Origin of the sequence: Thalassospira sp. A3_1 (assembly GCF_017744215.1) — a bacterium.
GTDB classification, from domain to species: domain Bacteria; phylum Pseudomonadota; class Alphaproteobacteria; order Rhodospirillales; family Thalassospiraceae; genus Thalassospira; species Thalassospira lucentensis_A.
In genome coordinates this window covers 313,227-338,266 of the sequence record NZ_JAGHQQ010000003.1, presented here as the reverse complement: position 1 = coordinate 338,266, position 25,040 = coordinate 313,227, and the positions used below count along the sequence as shown (strand labels likewise).

The 25,040-nt window shown below is 51.5% G+C and carries 24 protein-coding genes and 1 tRNA gene; 6 read left to right on the top strand and 19 right to left on the bottom strand.

Features of this window, described 5'->3' with window-relative positions:
- Positions 1 to 93: 93 nt before the first annotated feature.
- From ectA to mazG, 5 genes are all read left to right on the top strand, one after another.
- Complete coding sequence (ectA, locus tag J7395_RS15040; RefSeq protein WP_062948838.1) at positions 94 to 642, top strand: diaminobutyrate acetyltransferase; 549 nt, start codon at positions 94 to 96, stop codon at positions 640 to 642.
- A gap of 114 nt (positions 643 to 756) precedes the next feature.
- The gene (ectB, locus tag J7395_RS15035; protein WP_062948836.1) at positions 757 to 2,040 is read left to right on the top strand and encodes a diaminobutyrate--2-oxoglutarate transaminase; all 1,284 of its coding nucleotides are present in this window, start codon (positions 757 to 759) and stop codon (positions 2,038 to 2,040) included.
- Between the two features lie 66 nt (positions 2,041 to 2,106).
- Positions 2,107 to 2,508: an ectoine synthase gene (locus tag J7395_RS15030; RefSeq protein WP_062948834.1), complete on the top strand. Its 402-nt coding sequence runs from the start codon at positions 2,107 to 2,109 to the stop codon at positions 2,506 to 2,508.
- Between the two features lie 85 nt (positions 2,509 to 2,593).
- A complete protein-coding gene (locus tag J7395_RS15025) occupies positions 2,594 to 4,093 on the top strand; it encodes an aspartate kinase (RefSeq protein ID WP_097050239.1) in 1,500 nt (499 codons plus the stop codon).
- A gap of 148 nt (positions 4,094 to 4,241) precedes the next feature.
- Positions 4,242 to 5,066, top strand: a complete 825-nt coding sequence (gene mazG / locus J7395_RS15020; RefSeq protein WP_209222081.1) for a nucleoside triphosphate pyrophosphohydrolase — start codon at positions 4,242 to 4,244, stop codon at positions 5,064 to 5,066.
- A gap of 17 nt (positions 5,067 to 5,083) precedes the next feature.
- On the opposite strand, the gene J7395_RS15015 is transcribed toward mazG, so the two are convergent.
- From J7395_RS15015 to ccsA, 11 genes are all read right to left on the bottom strand, one after another.
- Complete coding sequence (locus J7395_RS15015) at positions 5,084 to 5,890, bottom strand: inositol monophosphatase (protein ID WP_209222080.1); 807 nt, start codon at positions 5,888 to 5,890, stop codon at positions 5,084 to 5,086.
- 56 nt (positions 5,891 to 5,946) lie between these two features.
- Positions 5,947 to 7,278 (bottom strand): GTPase HflX, encoded by a 1,332-nt coding sequence (gene hflX, locus J7395_RS15010; protein WP_247742194.1) that lies wholly within the window; start codon positions 7,276 to 7,278, stop codon positions 5,947 to 5,949.
- 7 nt (positions 7,279 to 7,285) lie between these two features.
- Positions 7,286 to 7,540, bottom strand: a complete 255-nt coding sequence (gene hfq / locus J7395_RS15005) for an RNA chaperone Hfq (RefSeq protein WP_062948826.1) — start codon at positions 7,538 to 7,540, stop codon at positions 7,286 to 7,288.
- A gap of 120 nt (positions 7,541 to 7,660) precedes the next feature.
- On the bottom strand, positions 7,661 to 8,347 hold the full coding sequence (locus tag J7395_RS15000; protein ID WP_209222075.1) for an HAD family hydrolase: 687 nt from the start codon (positions 8,345 to 8,347) through the stop codon (positions 7,661 to 7,663).
- 65 nt (positions 8,348 to 8,412) lie between these two features.
- On the bottom strand, positions 8,413 to 9,792 hold the full coding sequence (gene trkA / locus J7395_RS14995; protein WP_062948822.1) for a Trk system potassium transporter TrkA: 1,380 nt from the start codon (positions 9,790 to 9,792) through the stop codon (positions 8,413 to 8,415).
- A 42-nt stretch (positions 9,793 to 9,834) separates the two neighbouring features.
- Complete coding sequence (locus tag J7395_RS14990; RefSeq protein ID WP_062948820.1) at positions 9,835 to 11,217, bottom strand: sigma-54 dependent transcriptional regulator; 1,383 nt, start codon at positions 11,215 to 11,217, stop codon at positions 9,835 to 9,837.
- 51 nt (positions 11,218 to 11,268) lie between these two features.
- Entirely contained in the window at positions 11,269 to 13,542 is a 2,274-nt protein-coding gene (locus J7395_RS14985; protein WP_209222073.1) for a PAS domain-containing sensor histidine kinase, read from the bottom strand.
- On the bottom strand, positions 13,539 to 14,987 hold the full coding sequence (ntrC, locus tag J7395_RS14980) for a nitrogen regulation protein NR(I) (RefSeq protein WP_062958509.1): 1,449 nt from the start codon (positions 14,985 to 14,987) through the stop codon (positions 13,539 to 13,541). The genes J7395_RS14985 and ntrC overlap by 4 nt, the downstream gene beginning before the upstream one ends.
- Positions 14,984 to 16,129, bottom strand: a complete 1,146-nt coding sequence (locus J7395_RS14975; RefSeq protein ID WP_062948816.1) for an ATP-binding protein — start codon at positions 16,127 to 16,129, stop codon at positions 14,984 to 14,986. Before J7395_RS14975 ends, ntrC begins: the two co-directional genes overlap by 4 nt.
- 43 nt (positions 16,130 to 16,172) lie before the next feature.
- Entirely contained in the window at positions 16,173 to 17,177 is a 1,005-nt protein-coding gene (gene dusB, locus J7395_RS14970; RefSeq protein ID WP_209222071.1) for a tRNA dihydrouridine synthase DusB, read from the bottom strand.
- Positions 17,178 to 17,272: 95 nt separating this feature from the next.
- On the bottom strand, positions 17,273 to 18,079 hold the full coding sequence (gene ccsA / locus J7395_RS14965; protein WP_209222069.1) for a cytochrome c biogenesis protein CcsA: 807 nt from the start codon (positions 18,077 to 18,079) through the stop codon (positions 17,273 to 17,275).
- Positions 18,080 to 18,196: 117 nt separating this feature from the next.
- Between ccsA and J7395_RS14960 the strand changes: the two genes are divergently transcribed.
- Positions 18,197 to 19,393: a bifunctional 2-C-methyl-D-erythritol 4-phosphate cytidylyltransferase/2-C-methyl-D-erythritol 2,4-cyclodiphosphate synthase gene (locus J7395_RS14960; protein WP_209222058.1), complete on the top strand. Its 1,197-nt coding sequence runs from the start codon at positions 18,197 to 18,199 to the stop codon at positions 19,391 to 19,393.
- Between the two features lie 71 nt (positions 19,394 to 19,464).
- Here the strand turns inward: J7395_RS14960 and J7395_RS14955 are convergent, their stop codons facing one another.
- The 8 genes from J7395_RS14955 to J7395_RS14920 all read right to left on the bottom strand — a co-directional run bounded on the left by J7395_RS14955 (position 19,465) and on the right by J7395_RS14920 (position 25,038).
- Positions 19,465 to 20,028 (bottom strand): septation protein A, encoded by a 564-nt coding sequence (locus J7395_RS14955; protein ID WP_062948808.1) that lies wholly within the window; start codon positions 20,026 to 20,028, stop codon positions 19,465 to 19,467.
- A gap of 60 nt (positions 20,029 to 20,088) precedes the next feature.
- Positions 20,089 to 20,448 carry a divalent-cation tolerance protein CutA gene (cutA, locus tag J7395_RS14950; protein WP_231858137.1) on the bottom strand — a complete coding sequence of 120 codons (360 nt, stop codon included), beginning with the start codon at positions 20,446 to 20,448 and terminating at the stop codon, positions 20,089 to 20,091.
- Positions 20,449 to 21,028: 580 nt separating this feature from the next.
- Positions 21,029 to 21,105 (bottom strand) — tRNA-Pro (locus J7395_RS14945).
- 66 nt (positions 21,106 to 21,171) lie between these two features.
- Positions 21,172 to 21,651, bottom strand: a complete 480-nt coding sequence (locus J7395_RS14940; protein ID WP_114121954.1) for a MerR family transcriptional regulator — start codon at positions 21,649 to 21,651, stop codon at positions 21,172 to 21,174.
- 11 nt (positions 21,652 to 21,662) lie between these two features.
- Complete coding sequence (locus J7395_RS14935) at positions 21,663 to 21,953, bottom strand: integration host factor subunit alpha (protein ID WP_007089542.1); 291 nt, start codon at positions 21,951 to 21,953, stop codon at positions 21,663 to 21,665.
- A 155-nt stretch (positions 21,954 to 22,108) separates the two neighbouring features.
- Positions 22,109 to 23,080: a beta-ketoacyl-ACP synthase III gene (locus J7395_RS14930; RefSeq protein ID WP_114121953.1), complete on the bottom strand. Its 972-nt coding sequence runs from the start codon at positions 23,078 to 23,080 to the stop codon at positions 22,109 to 22,111.
- 43 nt (positions 23,081 to 23,123) lie between these two features.
- Entirely contained in the window at positions 23,124 to 24,200 is a 1,077-nt protein-coding gene (gene plsX / locus J7395_RS14925) for a phosphate acyltransferase PlsX (protein ID WP_062948797.1), read from the bottom strand.
- A 262-nt stretch (positions 24,201 to 24,462) separates the two neighbouring features.
- Positions 24,463 to 25,038 carry a YceD family protein gene (locus J7395_RS14920; RefSeq protein WP_209222056.1) on the bottom strand — a complete coding sequence of 192 codons (576 nt, stop codon included), beginning with the start codon at positions 25,036 to 25,038 and terminating at the stop codon, positions 24,463 to 24,465.
- Positions 25,039 to 25,040: the final 2 nt, after the last annotated feature.

Sequence of the window (25,040 nt, the reverse complement as noted above, 5' to 3'; positions counted from 1 at the left end):
CACCGTTGACATGTTGACGTTTTTCCATCGATATTCTATATATTTCTCGCGACATGAAAGATCGCATATCGAAATAATGAGGCAGATAGACCGATGAAAATTGCCACCACAAGCGGCAATCGCGGCCACAAAGCCAATCTCACGATCCGGAAACCCAAGGCCGTAGACGGTGCCGCAGTCAATGAGCTGATCGCGGAATGCAAGCCACTGGATGAAAATTCAGTTTATTGCAACCTCCTGCAGTGTTCGCACTTTGCCGACACCTGCGTGATCGCCGAACTTGACGGTCAACCTGCGGGTTTCGTTTCCGGCTACATTGTACCGGAAAATCCTGAACGCCTGTTTATTTGGCAGGTTGCCGTATCGCCCAAGGCGCGCGGTTTAAAACTGGCGAAATCCATGATCCTCGAAATTCTGGACCGCCCGATCTGTCATAATGTGACCGAGCTGCAGACGACAATCACGTCGTCCAATGCGCCGTCACAGGGTGTTTTCCGTTCTGTTGCACGTGAACTCGAAACCGAGGTCAAGCGCAAGGTTCTGTTCGAACGTGAAACACATTTCGACGGTGCTGCCGCCAGTGAAATACTGTGGCAGATCGGCCCGTTCGAACGCGCAGATGTTGCACGCGTCGCGGCCTGATTATCCGCCCGTACTTTTCTGAATTCTGATGCCATTTAATTGGAACAACCGGCTTGACCGGACGTTTGGCATGACAGAACCATTTTTTATTTTCCCAATCAAAAAGAGGGAATTATGACTGTATTTGATCGTCTTGAATCGGAAGTTCAGAGCTATGCGCGCTCCTTCCCCGTAACCTTTGAAAAGGCTGAAGGTGCTTGGCTGACCGATACTGACGGCAAGCGTTATCTCGATTTTCTGGCTGGTGCCGGTAGTCTGAATTATGGTCACAATCATCCTGTGCTGCAGGAAAAACTGATCGACTATATCAAGTCGAACGGCATTACCCACGGATTGGATATGCATACCAAGGCCAAGGCAGCTTTTCTCGAAGCAATGGAAAGCAAAGTGCTGAAGCCGAGAAACATGGATTACAAAATCCAGTTTACGGGGCCCACTGGTACGAATGCAGTTGAAGCGGCTCTTAAGCTTGCCCGCCGCGTGAAAGGACGTGAAACCGTAATTTCGTTCACCAATGGTTTCCACGGCGTGACACTCGGTGCATTAGCCATTACCGGCAATGAACACCACCGTGGTGCCGCCGGTGTGTCACTTGACAATGCGGTTGCCGTACCATTCGATGGCTATATGGGCGACGGTGCCGACACGACCGAGTATCTGGACCGCGTACTTGGTGACAATTCCAGTGGCATCGCCCTGCCCGCTGCCATCATCGTTGAAACCGTTCAGGGTGAAGGCGGTTTGAATGCAGCAGATTTCGGTTGGCTACAGAAACTGGAACAGGTTTGCCGGAAGCACGACATCCTGCTGATCGTTGATGACATTCAGGCTGGTTGCGGTCGCACCGGGACTTTCTTCAGCTTTGAGCCAGCCGGGATCAAGCCGGACATGGTGACGTTGTCGAAATCTCTCTCGGCTTATGGCTTGCCGCTGGCTGTCGTTCTGATCAAGCCAGAATACGATGTCTGGCATCCGGGTGAACATAACGGCACGTTCCGAGGTAATAACCATGCCTTCGTAACGGCGGCCGCGGCTCTTGATCATTTTTGGTCGGACGACAAGTTCGCTAATGATGTTCGCGACAAGGCTGATTTCCTTGGCAAGCGTCTTGAACAGATTGCCGACCGTTATGGTGATGGCAAAATCTATCGCAAAGGTCGTGGATTGATGCAGGGCATCTGCTTTGAAAGCGGTGAACTCGCATCCAAAGTTACTAAAGAATGTTTCGCGCACAATCTGGTCATTGAAACCAGTGGCCCGGAAGACGAGGTTGTCAAATGCCTTGTGCCGCTGATTATTTCGAAGGACGATCTGGCCCATGGTCTGGACATTCTTGAAATGGCGACAGCCAAAGCAATGGGCAAGGAAATTTCTTCGGCAAAAGCTGCTGCCGAATGATTTTGGCTAGGGCAACGCATTGGCGTTGCCCTGCCCCGTAACTGAAATTAAATCAAAGAGTTAAATATGATTGTTCGTACACTGAAAGAATGTGAAGCATCAGGGCGCCGGGTTGTTGCCGAAAACTGGGAGAGTACCCGCCTCTCACTTGCCGATGATGGGATGGGTTTCTCGTTCCATATCACCACGATTTATGCCGGCACAGAAACCGAGATTTGCTATGCGAATCATTTCGAGACGGTCTATTGCATTTCGGGCAATGGTGAAGTTGAAACCATAGCAGATGGCAAGAAATACAAGATTGTACCGGGCACTGTTTACATTCTTGATAAACACGACCGTCATTACTTGCGCGGCGGTACTGAGGATATGGTTGTAGCCTGCGCATTCAATCCACCACTTAACGGGCGTGAGACGCATGATGAGAACGGCGTCTATCCGCTTGATGGTGACGCACTTGCCAGCTAGGGCTTTGAACTTGGGGCGGCCATCACGGTTCGCCCCAAGCTCTGACGACGTAGATTTTCAAGGAAACGCCCCCAAAGGAGGCACCATGCTTTCAGCCCAGAAAAAGACTGCCGCAAAAACGGACGCTGGGCATAGCGTTCACAAGATCGGCGGAACGTCGATGTCGCAGGTCAGTGCCGTGATGGACAATATCCTTGTCGGCAATCGCAGCGACAGCGAACTTTATAACCGCGTTTTTGTGGTTTCGGCTTATGGCGGTTTTACTGACATGCTGCTGGAAAACAAGAAAACCGGCGAAGCTGGCGTTTATCAACTTTATGCGGGCTCTGAAACCGATTGGGCATGGGGTGATGCCCTGACCAAGGTTTCTGAGAAGATGTGTGCGATTAACGAAGAAATCTTTGGTGATGCGCCTGAACTCAAATTGGCCAACGCCTTTGTTCAGGAACGTATCGAGGGCACACGCAGTTGCCTGATGGATTTGCATCGCCTTTGCAGTTTTGGGCATTTCAAGCTTGAAAAGCACTTGCTGACGGTACGTGAGATGCTGAGCGCGATCGGTGAATCACATAGCGCGCACAATACAATGCTGCTGCTCCGTGCCAAGGGGGTGAACGCGGTCTTTGCCGACCTTTCCGGCTGGCGTGAGCCGGAAGCATCAACGCTTGACGGTCGTATCGAAAAGGTATTTTCCGATATCGATATTTCCAAGCAGCTTCCGATTGCTACAGGATATGCCCAGTGCAGCGAAGGTCTGATGAGCATTTATGGCCGTGGCTATAGTGAAGTGACATTCTCGCGTATCGCATGCCTGACGCAGGCGCGCGAAGCAATCATTCACAAGGAATTCCACCTGTCGAGTGCGGATCCACGTATCGTCGGCGAGGATGCCGTGCGTCCGATTGGTCGCACCAGTTATGACGTCGCCGATCAACTGTCAAATATGGGGATGGAGGCCATTCATCCGCGTGCAGCCAAGGGACTGCGTCAGAATGACATTCCGCTGCGGATCGCCAATACGTTTGAACCGGAGCATCCGGGGACCGTTATTGACGATCATTGGGATCCGGATGACAGCCGTGTGGAAATCGTGACCGGTGTGCCAACGGCATTCGAGATTGAGGTTTTCAATCAGGACATGGTTGGTGTTGCTGGTGGTGAAGAGACCATTCTAAGCGTTCTGAAGCGCTTCAGGGTTCCAACTGTCACCAAAAACCTTAATGCAAATACGATTACGCATTATGTGTCAGCCCCGCTCAAACAAATCCGTCGCTGTGTCGACGAGATCGAGGCGAAACAACCCGAAGCCAGTGTAAAGACACGTAAGGTGGCGATTGTTTCCGTAATTGGTGCGAACATTGATCAACCCGGCCTGTTTGCCCGTGCGGTTAGCATTCTGGATGCAGACGGTATCGAACTTGTGGCAAGCCATTATCCCAGCCGCAGGGTCGACCTGCAGTTCGTGGTTGCCGAAGGCGACTTCAACAAGGCAATCAAGGCACTGCATCGCGGCCTTATCGAAGGCAAGAAAAGCAAATCTGACGATAAAAGCTCCGACAAAGCCGAAGAGCTTGCTGCTGCCTGATTACGTTCATTCTCTATCAAATAGCAAAACCCGCCAGCGTATCTGCTGGCGGGTTTTGTTTTGCTATATCGGGCAGCTTGCCAGACAGGATCAGGCACGTTAGGACAGAACACCAATCACATGCCAATGACACCGGGACAAAAGAAATATGACCGATCATAATAGCAAGGCAATCAATGCATTACTGGATGTCATGGCAAGGTTGCGTGACCCGGATGGAGGTTGTCCCTGGGATCTGGAGCAAAACTTTGCGACCATTGCCCCTTACACTATTGAGGAAGCCTATGAAGTCGCTGATGCGATAGCCCAGAATGATATGAACGAATTACGCGAAGAACTCGGCGACCTGCTGCTGCAAGTCGTCTTTCATTCGCAAATGGCATCTGAAGAAGGCCATTTCACTTTCGAAGATGTTGCAAACAGCATTGTATCAAAGATGATTGTCCGTCATCCGCATGTGTTTGGTGATGGTGACGCCAAAACCACCGATGGCGTCAATCAGACTTGGGAAAAGATCAAGGCCGCAGAGCGCGCAGAAAAGGCCGAGACGAGAGGGTATGAACGCCATAGTGCTCTTGATGGTGTAGCAAGCGCCCTGCCCGCACTGATGCGAGCCGAGAAGCTTACAAAACGGGCCGCGCGCGTCGGATTTGACTGGCCCTCTCCAGACGAGGTTTTTGACAAGCTGCACGAAGAAATCGGCGAGCTGCAGGCGGAACTGACCGAAAACCCCAATCACGACCGAATTGAAGACGAACTTGGCGATATGCTGTTTGTTATGGCAAATCTGGCACGCAAGCTGGGCGTTGACCCGGAAGTCGCGTTGCGTCGCGCAAACCACAAATTCACACGCCGTTTTCATTTCATCGAAAACGAATTGGCCCGTGATGGGCGAAGTGCAAGTCAATCCGATCTGGAAGAAATGGATGCGCTATGGAATGAGGCTAAAAAGGCAGAGCACAATAACGGCTGAAGGATAAAAAGGCGATGTTATCCGAACAAAGGTAGCAGAATCTCGTTCATTTCTGCCCAAAGTTCCGGCGATGATGCACATAGTAACCCAGGTGCATTGCCATTGGCGTGATATTCATCTGATCCTGCTGCGGTGATATATTTGGCAACACCACCCGCCTCACGCACCAGCAAGGTTCCGGGGGCATGATCCCACGGTTTCAGGTTGCGATAGGCACAGAAGTCAAAAAGCCCTTGGGCAATTTCCTGATATTCGGCCCCACAGCAAGAATAGTGGGCAACCTCGTCAAAGAAATCGAGATGTCCGTAATGCCTGCGGATACGGTCACGGGCAAACGAGATCAGGAAACCCTTGGCATCTTTTGCCACTTGAATGTTTGAGCGAACATGCACAGGGGTGCCGTTATGGAGCGTCCCTGCCCCTTTCTCCGCGACTGTTGCCGATCCTTCAATTGGATCAATGATCCAGGCAGCGACGGTTTCATCGCCATGATAAAGGGCAACCATGCACCGAAACGGCTGACGATGATGTGCAAAATTCTTGGTCCCGTCGACAGGGTCGATGATCCAGACCGGTGCATCATTTGAAAATACACGTTCTGGTAATTTTGGATCGGCGTGGGCCGCCTCTTCACCCAGCGCAACACTGCCAGGCAAAAGGTCGCAAAAACGTCTTGTCAGAACCCGTTCTGCCTCCGTATCGGCGATTGTCACCAGGTCCATGGCATGACTCTTGGTATCGATATCGCTTTCTTCCAACTGGCCAAAGCGTGGTACTATTTCCTCGGCCGATACTTCGCGGATAATTTCGGTAATCTTATCCATATCGACGCTTCGCACGCTTTGTTCCTTTCCAGTTTTAAATTGGGATCCGATCCTACCTATACGAGGTGAGGATCGAACCCGGATTTTGCACACCAGTCTTCAAAACGCCCGACGCGACTATCATCAATGCGAACCTGCACCGAAATACCATCCTCGCCATCCAGACGCTTCAGGACTTCTCCTTGCTCATACAGCCGTGCCAGTGCCTTTCCGTCCGAATAAGGAACAAGCACTTCGAAAATCGGCATATCCTCGGTTAGACGATCCTCGATCAATGCCAGCAAGGCATCGCAGTTCGTGCCTTTGATCGCGGAAATCGCGATTGTGTTGGCGTTTCTCGATGAATATTCCTGTACCGCTGTCAGGTCTTCGCCTTCAAGCTGATCGCATTTATTCAGCGCTTCTACCAGTTCTTCGCCATCAATCGCTTTTTGCAGTCCCAATGCTTTAAGAACTTCAAGAACATCAAGCTTTTGGGCCTCCGCTTCGTGCGAGGACGCGTCGCGAACATGCACGATCAGATCGGCTTCAAGAACTTCTTCAAGCGTCGCGCGGAATGCGGCCACAAGATCATGAGGCAGGTCCGAAACGAACCCCACGGTATCAGATAGAATGACCTTTCGACCGCTTGGTAACTCCAACCCACGCATGGTCGGATCAAGCGTTGCAAACAACATGTCTTCGGCAAAAACATCAGACACCGTTAACTGATTGAACAGTGTTGATTTTCCTGCGTTGGTGTACCCGACAAGCGCCACAATCGGATAAGGGACCCGACGGCGCGCTTCGCGGTGAAGTTCACGCGTCCGTTTGACTTCTTCCAGTTCGCGGCGGAGCTTTGCGAGCTTGTCTCCAATCAATCGACGGTCGATTTCGATCTGCCGTTCCCCCGGACCGGCAAGGAAGCCACGACCGCCGCGCTGACGTTCAAGGTGTGTCCATGTCCGAACCAGACGAGACTTCTGATAGCTTAGCAACGCCAGTTGAACCTGCAATCGCCCCTCGCGGGTGCGCGCACGGTCGGCAAAGATTTCGAGGATAAGGCCCGTCCGGTCGATGACCTTGCATTTCCATTCACGCTCCAGATTACGCTGCTGGATCGGGGAAAGCTGACCATTGATCATAACAATGTCGGCTTCTTCGGCTTTGATCTGATTGCCCAGACGCTCGACCACACCAGTCCCGAACAGGGTTGCCGGTCGTGTTTTCGCAATGGGCACAACATCTGCGCCCACTACATCAAAATCCAGTGCGCCGGTCAGGCTGACGGCTTCTTCCAGTCGCGACGACGCGTCGCGCCAGGATCCAGCCTGATCCGCACGTTTAAGTTCCGGATGGAAAACGAGGACCCGGGGGCTGTCATTTTCGCCTTTAGCCCCCGCAGTCAAAGATTCGTCAGCTATTTTCTTCGTCCGCAGGCTGGCTCGGATCAAACAGTTTAATCGGCGTCGTCGGCATTACTGTCGAAATCGCATGTTTGTAAACGAGCTGGGTGTGAGCATCGCGCCGCAGCAAAACCGAGAAATTGTCAAACCAGGTAATGATGCCCTGCAATTTGACTCCGTTGACCAGAAACACGGTAACCGGCGTTTTGTTTTTACGGCAATAATTCAGGAATACGTCCTGAACATTTTGTGATTTTTCCGCCATTGGTTAGACCTAGCCTTCTTTTATGAGCGTTTTTATCGTTTCGGGTGGTCAAGGAAAATGCAGAACCGATGACTTTTCTGTCTGTTACGGCTCCGGCCCCATTTTTATGACCTGACTGAACTATAAGACTTTCGCAAAGCTTTTTACAAGCCTTACAAGCGCTTCGCAATCGGGGAAATGCCAATCTGGGCTAAGAGTCGCGGAATTCGTGGCATCCCCGTGACCGGTAATTTCGTCTCCGATCAATATCGCCGTCGCACCGACATTCCGCGCACACTGAATATCGACCACACTATCACCAACAAACCACAGATTCTCATATTGCGCCGCAGCAGAGTCGCCCATGGCCAGATGTACTGGATCAGCCGCCGGTTTGTCATTTTGGGCATCTGTCGCACCGACAACGCCACCAAAAAAATGGCCCCACTCAAGATGGGCAACTTCGGAACGCAGGAAATTTCCGTTCTTGTTGCTAACCACCCCGAGATAAGCCCCCTGTTCACGAAGTGTCATTAACAGATCATAGGCCCCCGTCAGCGGGGTCAGGGTTTCAAGATGAATTGCCTTGAAATGGGCATAGAACCTGTCTTTGGCTTCCTCCCAGCGATCATCTCCAAACAAGGTTGGAAAGCTGTCGCGCAACGAGCGTGCTACACGCGTTTTGGTCTCTACCAAATTCCAACGTTCTTTGCCAAAATCATCAAATGTCAGATTAAGCGCTGCCTGAATGGTTTCCCAGCTATCAACAAGCGTGTTGTCCCAATCAAAAATAACCGCCTTAGGCGGAAGAAGCATTTTATCTGACATAGAAATATCCGCGCATCAAAGTCGGTTTCATTCGTGCAAGGAATGTTTTCCTCACCGCTGTTTTTTTAGAAATATTCAAGTCGAACAGCGAACATTTTCTCGACTTTTTTGATCTGTTCCGAACCAGCAAAGACGACAATCCGGTCATTGGCCTCAATTACAGTGTTTGCACGTGGCATAACCACTTCATCATCTCGGAGGATGGCCCCAAAAACCACGCCTGCGGGCATGGCGATATCCTTGATGGCCTTGCCTACAATTGGCGCCGTCTCGAGTGCTTCGGCTTCCAGAACCTCGCCAAATCCCTCGGAAAGACTGTGTACAGCACGAATTCGACCACGTCGTACATGATGCAAAATGGTCGAAACTGTTGTCATCCGCGGGCTGATAACAACGTCAACGCCAAGTTCCGACACCAGCGACGTATAAGTGCTTTTGTTGATCAGGGTCAGTGCACGCGGGCAGCCGTATCGCTTCGCCAGAAGTGACGACAGAATATTGGTTTCATCATCGTTGGTCAGTGCCACAACGGCTTCTGCGTTTCCGACATTTGCTTCTTCCAGCAGTTCCGGATCAAGCACATCACCGCGCAGAACCACGCTTTTCTTCGGTAATTTCTGCGCAACGAAACGGGCTCGCTCCGGGTCGGCCTCAATCAGGCGGGTGGTCACCCCCGGGAAATTTTGATTGATTTCTTCTGCAAGGAACAGGGCAATGTTCCCGCCCCCGAAAATAACGATGCGTCGTGCTTCAGGGTCCTCGTGACCAAAGGCCGACATCGCACGGTCCACCTGATCACTGGAAACCGCCAGATAAACTAGGTCGCCGGCCAGCATCTGATCATCTCCCTTGGGATAAACCGGCTTGTCATTGCGGATCATCCCAAGGATCGAAATATTCAAATCAGGGAAAAGCTGGTGTAATTGCCGAAGCGGCGTATTGATCACCGGGCAATCTTCATTACACCTCAGCCCAAGAATTTTGACCTTGTCATCCGCAAACGGGATCATGTCAAAGGCGCCCGGCGCGCGCAAACGACGTGCGACAGCACGGGCCACTTCCATTTCCGGCGAAATGACCACATCAATCGGCAGCTTTTCACGGCCGAACAAGCTGGCCCATTCCGGTTGCAGATAGGTCTGACTGCGAATTCGGGCAATTTTTGTCGGTACATTGAACAAGGAATGGGCAACCTGACAAGCCGTCATGTTGACTTCATCGGCAAAGGTCACAGCGATCAGCATGTCAGCTTCATCGGCGCCAGCTTGCTGTAAAACGTCAGGATGCGATCCAAAGCCAATGATGCCTTTGACTTCCAACGTATCGGAAATCTTGCGAACAAGTTCTTCCGACTGATCGATAACTGTCACATCATTGTTTTCTGCAGCAAGATATTTGGCAATGTGGAAGCCCACCTGCCCGGCGCCGCAAATGATGACCTTCATTGTTTCGTCTCCCGTTCAAAAGCTCCGGATCGCGATGGCGGATTATTCCGCACGCTCCCCATTCACGCCCAGACTTTTGAGTTTTCGATGCAAGGCAGAGCGTTCCATACCGACAAAGCTTGCAGTTTTGGAAATATTCCCGCCAAAACGTTCCACCTGCGTTTGAAGATATTCCTTTTCGAACATCTCGCGGGCTTCGCGTAGAGGCAATGCCATGATTTCACTGGTTTTATCAAAATTCAAAGATACCGGAACATCTTCAAACAACTCCGATGGCAGCATTTTGCCACTGATGACATCCGTACTGTCATCTGGTGCCATAATCATCAGGCGTTCGATTACGTTGCGCAATTGACGAACATTCCCAGGCCAGTCGTATGAATGCAATGCGGCGAGTGCTTCGGCGGAAAGCTTGCGTTTTGGGAGCCCGGTTGCCTCTGCATAGCGTACAAGAAACCATTCTGCGAGGTCAGGGATATCGTCACGACGCTGCTGCAGGGACGGAACCTGCAACGGCACGACATTCAGACGATAGTACAAGTCCTGGCGAAACCGCTGCTCCGCAATCCTTTCTTCCAGATCTCGCGCAGTTGTTGCAATAACGCGTACATCCACGCTAACGGGGACAGAACCACCGACACGCTCGAATGTCTGCTCCTGCAGAACGCGAACGATTTTACCCTGCGTTTCCAATGGCATATCTGCCACTTCATCAAGCAGCAAGGTTCCACCATGTGCGAGTTCCAGCACACCTGTACGTGCTTCCCGATTGGCCGCAGCGACGGCACCAAACAGTGATTCTTCCATTGTATCGGGCGAAATATTCGCGCAATTCAAAACAACAAAAGGTGCTTCGGCACGGGCAGAATTTTTGTGGATCAGACGCGCAACGACTTCCTTTCCCGAACCCGCCGGGCCCGAAATCAAAATTCGGCTTCCGGTGCGGGCCACACGGTCAATCGCCTGGCGCAATCCATTAATGACAGAAGAACAACCAACCAGTTCGGTGTCTCCCCCTGCCCGCATGGTCAGTTCGCGGTTCTCCCGGCGCAGGCGGGCATCGTCGATTGCGCGTTCGACGACCAGCAACAGTCGATCCGTATTGAATGGCTTCTCAATGAAATCATATGCACCGTTACGTGACGCTTCCAGTGCCGTTTCGATGTTGCCATGTCCCGAAATCATGACGACAGGCACTTCACTATGTTCACGCTTGATCAGTTTCAGAGTCTCGATACCATCGTGATCGCTTTCGTCCATCCAGATATCAAGAATCACCAGACTCGGCCGCCGTGCGGCAACCTCTGACAACGCTTCCTGGCTTGAACCTGCCTGGCGGGTTTTGTGCCCTTCGTCTTCGAGGATTCCGGCGATCAGTGCCCGGATATCTTCTTCATCATCGACGATCAGAATATCGTGCGCCATGTCGTGACCAATATGCCCGTATCTAAAATTATTGCTGATGAAACAACAGGATCAGTTGTTCAAAGAGGTGCTATTTGCAGTTTCTTCTGCAGTTATATGCTTACCTGCGACTGGAAAGGCCAGTGTAACCGTTGCTCCGCTTTCAACACCGTCAGCAAGTATAAGCTCTCCGCCATGGTCTTCCATGATTTTCTTGACGATTGCAAGCCCCAGACCTGTACCTTTTGACCGCGTTGTTACGTAGGGTTCGGTTAGTCTTTCACGATTTTCAACCGGCAAACCTTTGCCATTATCCGAGACCGTAACGTAGATGCGTTGATGTTCATCAGAGCGTGTCACAGAAATTTCAATACGGCCCGGCGGCAATTCGCTTTCGCCCCCTTCACGTCCGTCAATCGCCTCAGCGGCATTTTTAAGGGTATTGGTTAGGCACTGATTGACCTGTCGAGCATCGCATGAAACTTCAATATCACGGCCTGCTTTCGGATCGAAATCATACGTTATTTTATTGTAGGCCTGCTTTTGAAGGAATACCGCACTTTTGACCAGATCAACAATCTTTTCAGATTTCATCTTCGGTGATGGCATTCTCGCAAAACTTGAGAATTCGTCGACCATACGTCCGATGTCTCCGACTTGACGAATAATCGTGTCGGTACAGGTTTTAAACACTTCGGTATCGCTTTCAATTTCCTTGAGATATCGACGCTTTAAACGCTCTGCCGATAATTGTATCGGTGTCAGCGGGTTTTTGATTTCGTGCGCGATGCGACGCGCAACGTCGGCCCAGGCAGCCATACGCTGCGCGGTCTGAAGTTCCGTTACATCGTCAAAAGTCACAACATAACCGAAAATAGACCGGTCCTCCGCGCGCTCGACCGTTACCCGCGCCAAAAGCATCAGGGCCAAACCATCCCGTCGGATTTCAATCTGCCGCGATTTGCTTCGATCACCTTCCTTGTGCAGATCGTCGAAAAGTTCGGAGAATTCCGGGATTACCTCGCAGATGGACTGCCCGATAGCCCCGTCAAGATCAATCCCCATAAGGTCGGAAGCACTGCGGTTTGGCAGATTGATGTGGCATTCTGCGTCAAGCCCGATCACCCCGGCAGTCACACCACCCAGAATTGCCTCGGTAAACCGACGGCGCTCGTCATTCAGTCGATTGGCCGCGACCAGTTCGGTACGCTGCGTATCAAGCTGGGATGTCATGCGGTTGAAAGCACGGGTTAGTGCTTCAAGTTCGTCTTCCTGGCCTGCAAGCGGAACACGGAAGGTCAAATCGCCGTCACGGACCTTTTCTGCCCCCACAATCAATTGGGAAATCGGTTCGACCAAGCGTGTTGCAACCATAAGACCCAAAGTCACTGCGGCCAGAAGCAAGACAACGGCAATCAGCACGAAAATCATCACGAAGGTGATGACAATCCCGGACCGTTCACCTTCAAGGTTTTCGTAGGCAGTTACTGCCTTTCTTGCCTTGTCGATACGTTCAAGAACATTGGGATCAACAAACCGGCCGACCAGAAGATACCCGTCAATAAAACTGTCGAGATGCGCCATGGCGCGAATACGGTTGTCCGTATTCCCCAAAAGCAGAACAACATCGTTGTTTCGCGCCCGATCATAGACTTCCTGTGGAATTGGTGACAGGACCGGATCATAGGAAAAACTGTAGTCGGATTGCGCAAGTACGGCGCCGCTTCCGTCAATTATCACGGCTTCCGGCAATCCACGGGCATCGGCCTGAGCCGTCAGTATCCGGTTGATGCGCTCTCTGTCTGTCGCAAAATTGACGCCAAGACGTTGAAGGTCATTGGCCGTTGCCAGAACATCGGCCCGGATAAGCTCCTGATGTTCTTTCAGGTATGCCTCTGCAATGACCATGCTTTCTTCGACGGCAGTTCTGATACGATCACTGAACCATCCCTGAATACCGAAATGCAGAAACAATGCGGAAAAAATAGCAACGATAATGGCCGGGGTCACCGCCACCAACGAGAACAGTAGAACCATTCTTGTGTGAAGCTTGGCACCGGCCGTACCACGCCGTCGTTCCGCCCAAATCTGAACGAGCTTGCGCGCAACCAGTGTGGCAAGCGCCAAAACAAGAATAAGATCAATGTTTAACAGCAGGATGATCAGACGTGGTTCCGGCCGCAGCGGAGCAGTACCAGTCATGGCAAGATAGGTCGCCAGAACCGATATAAGCCCGGCACAGACCAGACCAATCGCAAACTTGCGCGACTGGCTTAATCGACCCAGAAATCTGACAAACCCTGAACGCATCAGACGACTGGTGACGGGTCGTCCGGTTTCGGTCATTTTGCGCCCCTGACGACTTCCAGTCCCAGATCGCGGATTTTCTTGCGCAATGTATTCCGGTTAAGTCCCAGAACCTCAGCCGCCTTCACCTGATTACCACGGGTAGCTTCCAGTGTAACAGTCAGCAACGGACGTTCCATTTCGCGCAATATACGATCATACAGGCCGCTTGAAGGAAGGTCTTCGTCATGGGCGTCATAGTATTCACGAACATGACGTTCGATCGATTCCGCTAGAGACTGCGGTTCCCCGACCGGTGCGGCTTCACTGATGCTGTTTTCCGAAAACTCCGTTTCGATAACATCGACGCCAATCACGTCATGCGAATAGAGCGCAGTCAAACGGCGAACCATATTTTCCAGTTCGCGTATATTTCCAGGCCATCGATGGGCTTTTAAGCGTGCCATGGCCTCGGCTGAAAGTGTCTTGCGCGGCAACCCCTCTTCACTGGCCTGCATGAGGAAGTGATTGACCAACTCGGGAATGTCTTCCAGCCGTTCACGCAATGACGGTAGCCGGATTGGAACGACATTAAGACGATAGAACAAATCTTCGCGGAAGGTGCCTTCGCGGATCAGCTTGCGCAGATCCCTGTGGGTTGCAGCGACGATGCGGACATTCACACGGATCGGTGTGCGCCCGCCAACACGGGTATATTCGCCTTCCTGCAAAACACGCAGTAATCGGGTCTGTGCCTCAAGCGGCATGTCACCTATTTCATCAAGAAATAGCGTTCCACCCTCAGCCTGCTCAAACCGGCCTACCTTGCGCTCGTTAGCTCCGGTAAAGGCCCCTTTTTCATGGCCGAAAAGCTCACTTTCGATAAGCTCGCGCGGAATTGCCGCCATGTTGATGGCAACGAACGGGCCGTGGCGACGTCCGCCATATTCGTGCAGCGCACGGGCTACCAACTCTTTACCGGTGCCACTTTCTCCTGTCACCATGACGGTAAGGTCGGTGTTCATCAGACGGGCGAGAGCACGATAAATTTCCTGCATCGCCGATGATCGACCGATCAGAGGCAGACGATCATCCCCTTCATCATCAGAGGATTTGGCATTCTCATCAGCCTGTGGCGTTTCGAGTGCCCGATCAACGATGCTTATCAACTCATTCAAATCAAACGGTTTTGGAAGATACTCAAAAGCCCCTCTCTGGGCTGCTTTTACCGCTGTCATCAGAGTGTTTTGCGCGCTCATGACGATCACACGCAAGTCCGGACGCAGTTTGCGGATACGCGGAACCATGTCGAGCCCGTTTTCGTCCGGCATCATCACGTCTGTGATTACCAGATCGCCATCCCCGTCAGCGATCCAGTCCCACAAGGTCCGTCCGTGACCGGTGCTTCGCACCTCATGGCCCTGACGCGACAATGCCTGTGTCAGAACAGTACGGATTGCACGGTCGTCATCAGCAACAAGAATTCTGGCCGGGCTCGGGCTCATACGGTTTCTTCCTTGTTCTTGATTATATTGCCCGCACCGACATCTTCAGCCAGCGTGCGGTTATAGATTGGCAGCATGATCTGGAATTCGGCACCGCCCCCCGGTGCATCTTTAACCTCAATCACACCACCGTGGTCATTGATAATCTTGGCCACCAAGGCCAACCCCAATCCTGAGCCGGTTGGTTTTGTTGTTACGAACGGGTCAAACAGGCTTTCGCGCATGTCGGGTGCAATACCTGGTCCGTTGTCACGTACAGACACGACCAACGGCAAATGCACACGCGCATCACCGCCCGCAACAGCAAGGCGGACACCGTGCTGATAGCGGGTCGATATCACAATATGACCGCTATCATGATCAACCGCTTCGCCCGCATTCTTCAAAAGGTTCAAAAATACCTGAATAAGCTGGTCCCTATTCCCGAAAACCGGTGGCAGCGACGGATCATAGATTTCTTCGAATGCCAGATGTTTGCCAAAGCCGTTTTCTGCAAGCCTGCGGACATGTTCAAGCACAGTATGGATATTGACTGCACCGCGTTCCATCGGTTTATCAGAAAAGATTTCCATACGATCAACAAGGTCGACAATACGGTCTGCCTCGTCACAGATTAGACGCGTCAGGACCCTGTCGTCCTCGTTTGAGGTCTGCTCAAGCAATTGCGCCGCACCACGGATACCTGAAAGCGGGTTTTTGATCTCGTGCGCAAGGATTGCCGCCATTGCACTTACCGAGCGGGCTGAGTTCCGGCTCAACAGCTGATTATCAATCTTTTGCGCGATAGAGCGCGGCTCGAACGTCAAAACGGCGCAGTCGGGTTCATCTGGCATCGAACCCACGGTCAGGTTTACTGTGTGTTTGCCAATTTTCGGGCTTTCGATCAGAAGATTATGATCAGCCACCAGGGTCGCTTCGTCAATTGCCTGAGTGATAAGAGAAAAAACCGGGCTGTCACCTGGAATGAAATCCTTGAGATTGCTGCGGCAGAGGACGGCGGCGCTGGTATTGAACAGCTGTTCCGTCGCCTGATTGACGAAGCGGATTTTGCCATCCCGATCAGAAACGATAACCGCACTGGCAATTGCATTAAGCACGCCAGTCGGATCTACCCCGTTCCCTTTGCCAAATCCAAGTCTCATTCAAAGTTTCCCCGATAAAATAGCTATTTAGTTCTTGTTATTCTCAGGCAGCAGCCTGGTTTTCGGTATTCTCAATCAGTGGCTCATAGAAAGCCCTGATTTGACTCCTGACTTCAGATGGATCACTTAACTGGTTAATAACACGGCGAAATTCCGTCGCATTACGCAAGCTGTTGCAATACCAAGCCAGATGCTTTCTGGCGATCCGCACGCCTTGCTGCCCGTGATGATCAATCATCGCATCATAGTGACGCAGAATGGTTTCCATCTGCACATCAAGCGACGGTGCAGCCAGTTTGGTGCCTGTTTTCAGGTAATGTGAAACCTGCGCCAAAAACCACGGTCGACCTTGTGCGCCGCGTCCTACCATGACACCGTCAGCACCAGAACGTTTCAGAAGTTCTGCTGCGTCTTCTTCTCTGTTGACATCGCCATTGCCAATGACCGGGATCGATACGGCCTGTTTGACCAGCCCAATTGCACCCCAATCAGCATCACCCTTGTAAAACTGACAACGCGTGCGCCCATGAATGGTCAACATCGCAATGCCAAGTTCCTCGGCAATTTTCGCCAGCCGCGGCGCATTACGATTATCGTCATCCCACCCCAAACGCATCTTGAGCGTCACAGGCACGGAAACAGCGTCAACGGTTGCCTTTATGATATCCGCAGCAAGCTTTTCATCGCGCATCAGGGCCGAACCGGCATAACCCTTTGTGACTTTTTTTGCCGGACAGCCCATATTAATATCGATGATCATCGCACCGCGATCTTCATTCATCTTTGCGGCCAAAGCCATTTCATCGGGTTCGGTCCCGGCAAGCTGAACGGAAAGCGGGCTCTCGGCTGCACAATCACCGTGCATCTTGCGCACTTCTTTCTGATGGCGCTGAATGCGTGTCATGGCATCAGATGCAATCATTTCCGACACAACAAGGTGGCCGCCAAACTGGCGCACCTGTTGCCGGAAAGGAAGGTCAGTCACACCTGACATCGGTGCCAGAATGACATTCTCTGGCACGGTTACAGAACCGATCTGCAAAGACATGAAGAAAATCCGATTGCCTAAAACTTGGGCAGATTAATGAAACTGGCGCCGCGTTGCAACAACTCTAAGCGAATTGTCGAATATATAGGCCCGGATCAACCGATCAGATATCCACTGACAAATCGCACTCCAGGGAATGCCAGCGTAAGCAGAAGCCACGCCCCAAGAACAAATCGCACTGCCATTCGGCCCCGCAAGGTGGATTTTTCATGAATGAAGATCAGAGCGCAAATCACAGCGAAGCCAAGCAGGGTCAAAAGCATTTTGTGATCAAGATAGAAAAGCGACTGATCTTCGACCTGACGTAGTGCAAAACCGGTGAAAATGCCAACAACAAGAACCCAAGCAGACCATTTAAGAAAACCAACCAGCGTATATTCACTGTCACGCAAAGGCGGCAGGCGGCGGCTCCAGCGATTGGGCCGCCTGTTCTTCAGGGCATTTTCCTGAACGATATATGCCATTGCCGCTATTGCCGCCAAAGTAACGAGTGCATAGGTCACCAGAGACGTTCCGATATGCACCCATAGCCAACCGGAATAAAGAACCGGCTCTGATACTGATGGATCGAAAACCGGCTCGAACACATTGAAAAACCCGGCAATTCCACCAAACAGTAAAAGATATCCCCCGATATAACCGGCAAGGCGCCATATCTGTTTCGGCCCTTTGCAAATAACAAGCCCGCCAAAAATCAGGATTACCGAGAGCTCGGACCAATGCAAAGCCGCTGTAAAGCCGCGCGATTGCACTTCTTCGCCGGTTAATCCAAGAACCACAACGGTGCCCAAAGCCGCTATGCAAATCGAGGTAAACAGCCAGACATCACGTTGAGGATCACGCCGCATGATTTGCGTGGTCAACGGCAACAGGCACAAAATGTGAAGAACGGCAGCGAGCATGTTCGGATCCGGACTGAAGCTGTTTACGTCATAAGGTCGGACAAATGGCGACTTGGCAAAGGCGTCGCAGAAAGATAGCCTGCGGCGCAATTCAGACAAGTCACGGCATGAACGTTTATGACCAAAAAAATCGCAGTTGTCATCGTTGCTGCAGGCAGCGGTAGCAGATTTGGCGACCCGATACCAAAACAATATCATTTGCTTGGTGGAAAGCCATTGTTGCGGCACTGTATCGAGAGTTTTGCAAAGCTTGTGCCGCTTGAAATGATCCGGGTGATTTATAATCCGGACCATCGGGATCGCTATGATGACGCCATGAACGGTTTATCACTGCCGGAACCGATCACCGGAGGCCTGACAAGACAACAGTCCGTTCTGAACGGATTGCGATCGCTGGAAGATGAAAACCCGGACTATGTTCTCATACATGATGCGGCAAGACCCGGGATTTCCGACGACGTTATCTTGCGTGTCGTTAATGCGCTGTCAGAACATTCCGGTGCAATTCCGACCCTGCCCGTTCTGGATACCATAAAACAAACAGGTCATTCCGGCTTTATTGAAAAGACAATTCCGCGCGCACAACTTCATCGCGCCCAAACACCACAGGGCTTCCATTTTGCAACAATTCTTAAAGCGCACAAGCAATTTGAGGGATTGGAGTTCACCGACGATGCGGCCCTTCTCGAGCAGCTTGGCCTTGATGTAATCTGTGTCGAGGGTGATATTGCAAACGATAAAATTACGCGCCCTGACGATATGGATCTTGCGCATGGCCGGTTGTACACTGGTTCTAATTTAAAGAAAGAAAATAAGAAAATGATCCGCGAAGAGTTTCGGGTTGGCACAGGTTTTGATGTTCATCGCTTTGCGCCGGGCGATCATTGTATTTTGTGTGGGGTATCTGTGCCTCACACCGCACGTCTTGATGGTCATTCCGATGCAGATGTCGGATTGCACACCCTTACAGATGCATTGCTTGGAGCGATTGGTGCCGGTGATATCGGTCAGCATTTCCCACCATCCGACATGAAATGGAAAGGTGCGGCATCCGACCAGTTTGTTTATCATGCGGTCAAACTTATCCGCGAACGAGGTGGCCGCATCATCAACGCGGATATCACGCTGATTTGCGAACGCCCAAAGATCGGACCTCATACCAAGGTCATGCGGGAAAAGGTTTCGGAAATACTGGGGATTGATGTTGATCGGGTCAATGTCAAAGCGACCACGACAGAGCGTCTCGGTTTCACTGGTCGCGAGGAAGGTATAGCGGCTCAGGCAGTCGTAAGTATCGCCTTGCCAGTCGAATAGTCGAATACAAATGAAGTGAAAGGCCGGGACTTGTGTCACGGCCTTATATTTGTTCGTTAAGCTTGAGCTGATTACGCTGCGGGTGAGCCGCCCTCTTCTTCCGGCAACTGATGTTTCATCAATATCGGGACCTGTGCCATGCCGAATACCATCGTCAAAGGCATGATGCCCCAGACTTTGAAGGCGACCCAGGTATCGGTCGAGAAATTACGCCAGACGATTTCATTGATCACGGCGAGGACAATAAAGAATATGCTCCAACGCCAGGTCAGGATGCGCCAACCTTCGTCGGTCGCCTTGAACGCGCTTTCCAGAACCAGCTTCAAAAACAATTTTCCTGCCATCAAACCACCAAACAGAATTGCCGCAAAAAGCAAATTAACGATGGTCGGTTTGATTTTGATGAACAGATCGTTGTCCAGATAAAGGGTCAATCCGCCAAACACGATCACAAAAACCCCGCCAATCAACGGCATTACGGGAATCGTTCTGGCAACCAGGAACGAAGTGATCAGCGATACAACAGTAGCAGCCACAAAAACTGCGGTAGCAGTCATTAGATTGGTTGTTGCATTTACAGCGAAAAAGAGAATGAGCGGCCCCATTTCAAGGGCCAATTTTGCAAGCTGGTTCATTGGTCACTTCGTAATATGTAAAATTTCGGCCATCCTAGGGGCCAAGTGTTCCCTATGCAATCACTTCGGGGCTTTTGCTTTATTAACCTGATTTCGCAACCAATTCACATACGGGGCGTTTCCTCTGCCAAGGGGAATCTCAAGGATACAAGGAACCTCGTATGGATGGTGATCGGCGATCCAGCCGGCAAGGTCCTTCGCCACCGAAGACCTCGTTTTCAAAATGACGATCATTTCATTTTCTTCCTCAATGTCGTCGTCCCATTCATAGACCGCGACCATTTGCGGTAAAATGTTTGCACAGGCCGCAAATCGCTCTCGGACGGCACCACCTGCGATCACGCGTGCGACTTCCATATCTGGCACCGTCACGTAAAGAAACACCATATCGCTCTGCTCGAAGGGATCGTTCGTCATCATGATTGCTCCCCGGTTGATTATCCGTCACACTTAACTGCAATATATAGCTTGGTCATTACATTACGCCAACCGGGCACGACATCCTGTCCAAAGGCGCTATGACGGGGAAAAAGCAGGTGAAACCGACACAGGTACAACTCGATTGGTTGCGCCGCGGCCTAAGCCAGCCTGGCGGAAAGCTGCCGCTTTTTGATACCAACGGCAAACAGATTAGTGAAAAAACGGTCAAAAGCTGCATCGATCACGGATGGGCTGCACCATGGTTCGATAACCCGATAAAACCGGATTGGCTGATCTGCAAACTGACGGATGAAGGCCGTCGGGTTGCTACCTCCGTTACAGATAACAGGGCATAATAGATCAAATCATTGACCGACTTCGCGCACTTCCCAAACACAGCAATGCCCTGTTGATCACCCATCAGGTGAACATTACCGCATTGACCGGTGTTTATCCAAGCTCAGGCGAAATAATTCTGTTCCGATTTGGTGATAATGACGTCTTGGACATGCTTGCGCGATTTACGCTGTAGCCTCGACAGGACAACAGGGTTCAAATCAAATTTTGAGAGAGATTAAATTGGTCGGAGCGAGAGGATTCGAACCTCCGACCCCCTGCACCCCATGCAGGTGCGCTACCAGGCTGCGCCACGCTCCGACCGTAAATGCGCCGTTTGGCGCGGCTCGATAAATAGCCGCGCAAGCCCAAAGACGCAAATGGTTTTTACGTATTTTTTTCCGCCTGCCCCAAGGCCGACTTAAGGATGCCCTGCAGGTCTTCCAATTCACCCAAAAGGTTCGTCAGAGCAATTTTATCGGATGCGGTTACGTTGCCAGACACTGCGACAGGAGGTTGTATTTGATCCGAAGCGAGATCAGCGGTTTCCGTCAAAGAAGCAACTGCAATTTCGGAAGGCAACTTTCCTTTGTGCTGATCCAGCAGCTTTTGCACGCCCTTGATCGTATATCCCTGATCATGGAGCAAAGAACGGATATCTGCCAGTAACACCAAGTCTTCCGGGCGGTAGTAACGACGCCCGCCCGCACGTTTCATCGGCTTGATCTGGGGAAACTTGGATTCCCAAAAACGCAGGACATGCTGCTGCAGGCCCAGTTCTTTTGCTGCTTCGCTAATTGTACGAAACGCAGAGTCAGACTTTGCTGTGCGGCGGTTATCCGCCACAGCCCCCAAGTGATTTTTCATGAGTTCGGTTCTTAAGCGTTAATGCGTGCTTTCAGCACCTGCGACGGCCGGAACACAAGTACCTTGCGTGGCAGGATCGGTACTTCTTCGCCCGTTTTGGGGTTACGACCGATGCGCTGCCCTTTCTGACGGACAGAGAAACTGCCAAAGGAGGAAATCTTGACGACTTCGTCTTTGATCAGTGCAGAAGAAATTTCATCGAGTACCGTTTCCAGCAACTGGGCGGACTCGTTACGCGACAAACCGACTTCCTGATAAACGGCTTCGGCGAGATCCGCGCGGGTAATCGTAGCTTCCGACATAACTGTCCGCCTCCTTAAAACGGGACTTTATACACAAGGCTATATCTGGTAGCGAAATCAGTCAATATCAACAGGATACATTGCTTTAAGGCAGAATGTTGTGCTTTTTAAGCAAATGCTTTGTTTTTAAGGGATATTGCAGGGAAATTTCTGCTTTACCATCGCACGAGTGCTGCACCCCAGGTAAAGCCGCCGCCCATTGCTTCCAGAATAACAATGTCACCGCGCTGAATACGTCCATCATGAACCGCTTCTGCCAGTGCCAGGGGAATCGACGCTGCTGATGTGTTTGCGTGACGATCAACTGTGATCACCACTTTATCTTCGGAAATACCGAACTTTTTGGCGGTGCTATCCAGAATGCGACGGTTCGCCTGATGCGGGACCAGCCAGTCAATATCCGATGCTTCCAGCCCTGTATCAGCAAGAACTTCACGAATAACACCAGCAAGATTGGTCACAGCATGACGGAAGACTTCTTTGCCTTCCATCTGAAGATACCCCACGGTCTGCGTTGAAGACGGGCCGCCATTAACATAAAGAAGTTCGTATTTGCTGCCATCCGAATGCAGCCGACTTGCAAGAATACCCTGATCCTTGATCGTTCCCTGCCCTTCGACAGCCTGAAGAACAACTGCGCCAGCCCCATCACCGAACAAAACGCATGTACGGCGGTCTTCCCAATCAAGAATGCGAGAAAATGTCTCGGCCCCGATCACAAGAACAGTTTTTGCCTGACCGTTGCGAATATACATATCGGCGGTGGTCAGTGCATAGACAAAGCCCGAGCAGACCGCCTGAACATCAAACGCAAAACCGACAACACCAAGACGATGCTGAACCTTTGTGGCCGTGGCCGGGAAAGTATTATCGGGTGTTGCCGTCGCAACAATGATCATGTCGATATCGGCTGCAGTTACACCCGCATGCTCCATAGCGCGCGTGGCAGCCGCAACCGCCAGATCACTGGTAGTTTCACCCTCCGCAGCTACGTGGCGCTGGCGTATTCCAGTCCTGGCAACGATCCACTCATCAGACGTATCGACGCGCTTTGCCAGCTCATCATTGGTTACAACATTCGAAGGAAGATATGATCCGCAACCAATAATGCGAGAACGAACAGTCATGATTTAAGAACCGCCAGTTTTAGTGGGAATAGTTGGGACAGTATCAGTCGGCCTGGCCAGCTGCGAGGGCGATGGTTTCCTCATCGATAGGCGCTTTGGATATTGCTTCTTCGAAGGCAGCAAGTTCGCCCTTGATTGTTTCATTTAGCCGGTTGGCGATGAGGTCATGGCAAACGCCAATGGCATTCGAGAATCCCAGCGCATCGGTGCCACCGTGGCTCTTCACCGCAATCCCGTTCAGGCCAAGCAGCATCGCACCATTGTAACGGCGCGGATCCATCCGTTCACGGAAACGCTGCAATGAGCGACGAGCCAACAGATAGCCAACCTTCGCCCAGAATGAGCTTTTGAAAGTTTCGCGCAGAAAATGCACCAGCAAACGTGCAGTTCCTTCGGCGGTTTTAAGTGCAACGTTACCGGTGAAACCATCAGTAACGATCACATCCACCGTACCTTTGGCCAGATCATCACCTTCGACAAACCCTTCGAAACGGATCGGAAGATCGATTTCGCGAAGTATGGCCGCGGCTTTTTTGACAGACTCATTACCTTTGAGTTCTTCAATCCCGACATTGAGCAGACCGACAGACGGCTTTTCAATGCCAAACAGGATGCGTGCGAAAACCTCGCCCATCAGCGCGAACTGCACCAGGTTGTTTTCATCGCATTCGATGTTGGCACCAAGATCGAGCATGACGGTTTCGCCACGTTGGGTTGGCATATAGGTCGCGATGGCCGGGCGATCGATGCCACGAACCGTTTTAAGGACAAATTTTGCCATTGCCATCAGTGCGCCGGTATTGCCAGCAGATACGACACCCTGTGCATCGCCCTCTTTGACGGCATTGATGGCCAGCCGCATACTGGAATCCCGCCGCTGCCGCAAGGCAACTGACGGCTTGTCATCCATTGTCACCTCTTGCGAGGCGTGACGAACTTCAGTGACGGCCTCAAGACCCGGATATTTGGCGAGCAGCGGTTTGATCCGCGCTTCATCCCCAAACATCAAAAATTTAAGATGAGGCAACCGCTTCAGGGCAATTTCTGCACCCGCCACGACCATCTCGGGCGCGTGGTCTCCTCCCATCGCGTCAAGTGATATGCAGACCTGTTCAGGCAATGTATTCTCTTATGGTTGTTCTAAAACATCTGAACCGGAATCTACCGGCAGGCTTGCCAATCGGCGAAACTTGTCTTCGGCATGCCGGAACGCCCGTAATTACCGGAATTCTCAGCCAGATACAAGGTAAAGCCGATATGCAGCCCAAAGCCAGTCCCGTTCTGCTTTCGGTCCGTATTTTCGCTCAAAAGCGTGAAATGCCGGTAACGACCGGCATTTCAGCGATATCTTACATGACGAAACACGCAACCAGAATGGTAATTTAGTTTTTCTTCTCGAGCTGTTCCTTAAGGCCCGCAAGTTTGGCAAACGGGTTCGGACGCTCTTCTTCGTCATCCTCGGATTTGACCACGTCGGCGACTTTTGCACCATCCTTGCGGGGGTAAGGGCCCATAGCCACGGCAAGAAACTGCGAAACGACTTCGCCAACATCAATTTTGCCATCAACCAATGGCTCTGGCTGATCAAGAAGAGCCATAAGTTCCTCTTCGGAAAGATCATCCAGATCATCGGGATTCGACGGAAGATCATCTTCGGAAATATGCGGCGAAAACAGAACTTCCACCTCGTCTTCGACAATCTCGGGAACCGGTTCCAGGGTTGCGACACAACGCTGAATAATATCGGCATGCATTGGACCACGCAGGGTGACTTCGCCGTTGCCTGCCGTCGTGATTGTCAGGGTCGCCTTCAAACTGTTGATCGCAATCAGTTCGAAGCGTTCAGCAAGTGCAGCACACTCTTTTTCGTTCGCTTCAATCTCGATTTTGTTCTTTTTCCCGACCTGTTCGTCAGTGTTGACGATACGGGAAAACTCAGGTGCGATTTGCTCAGGCATTT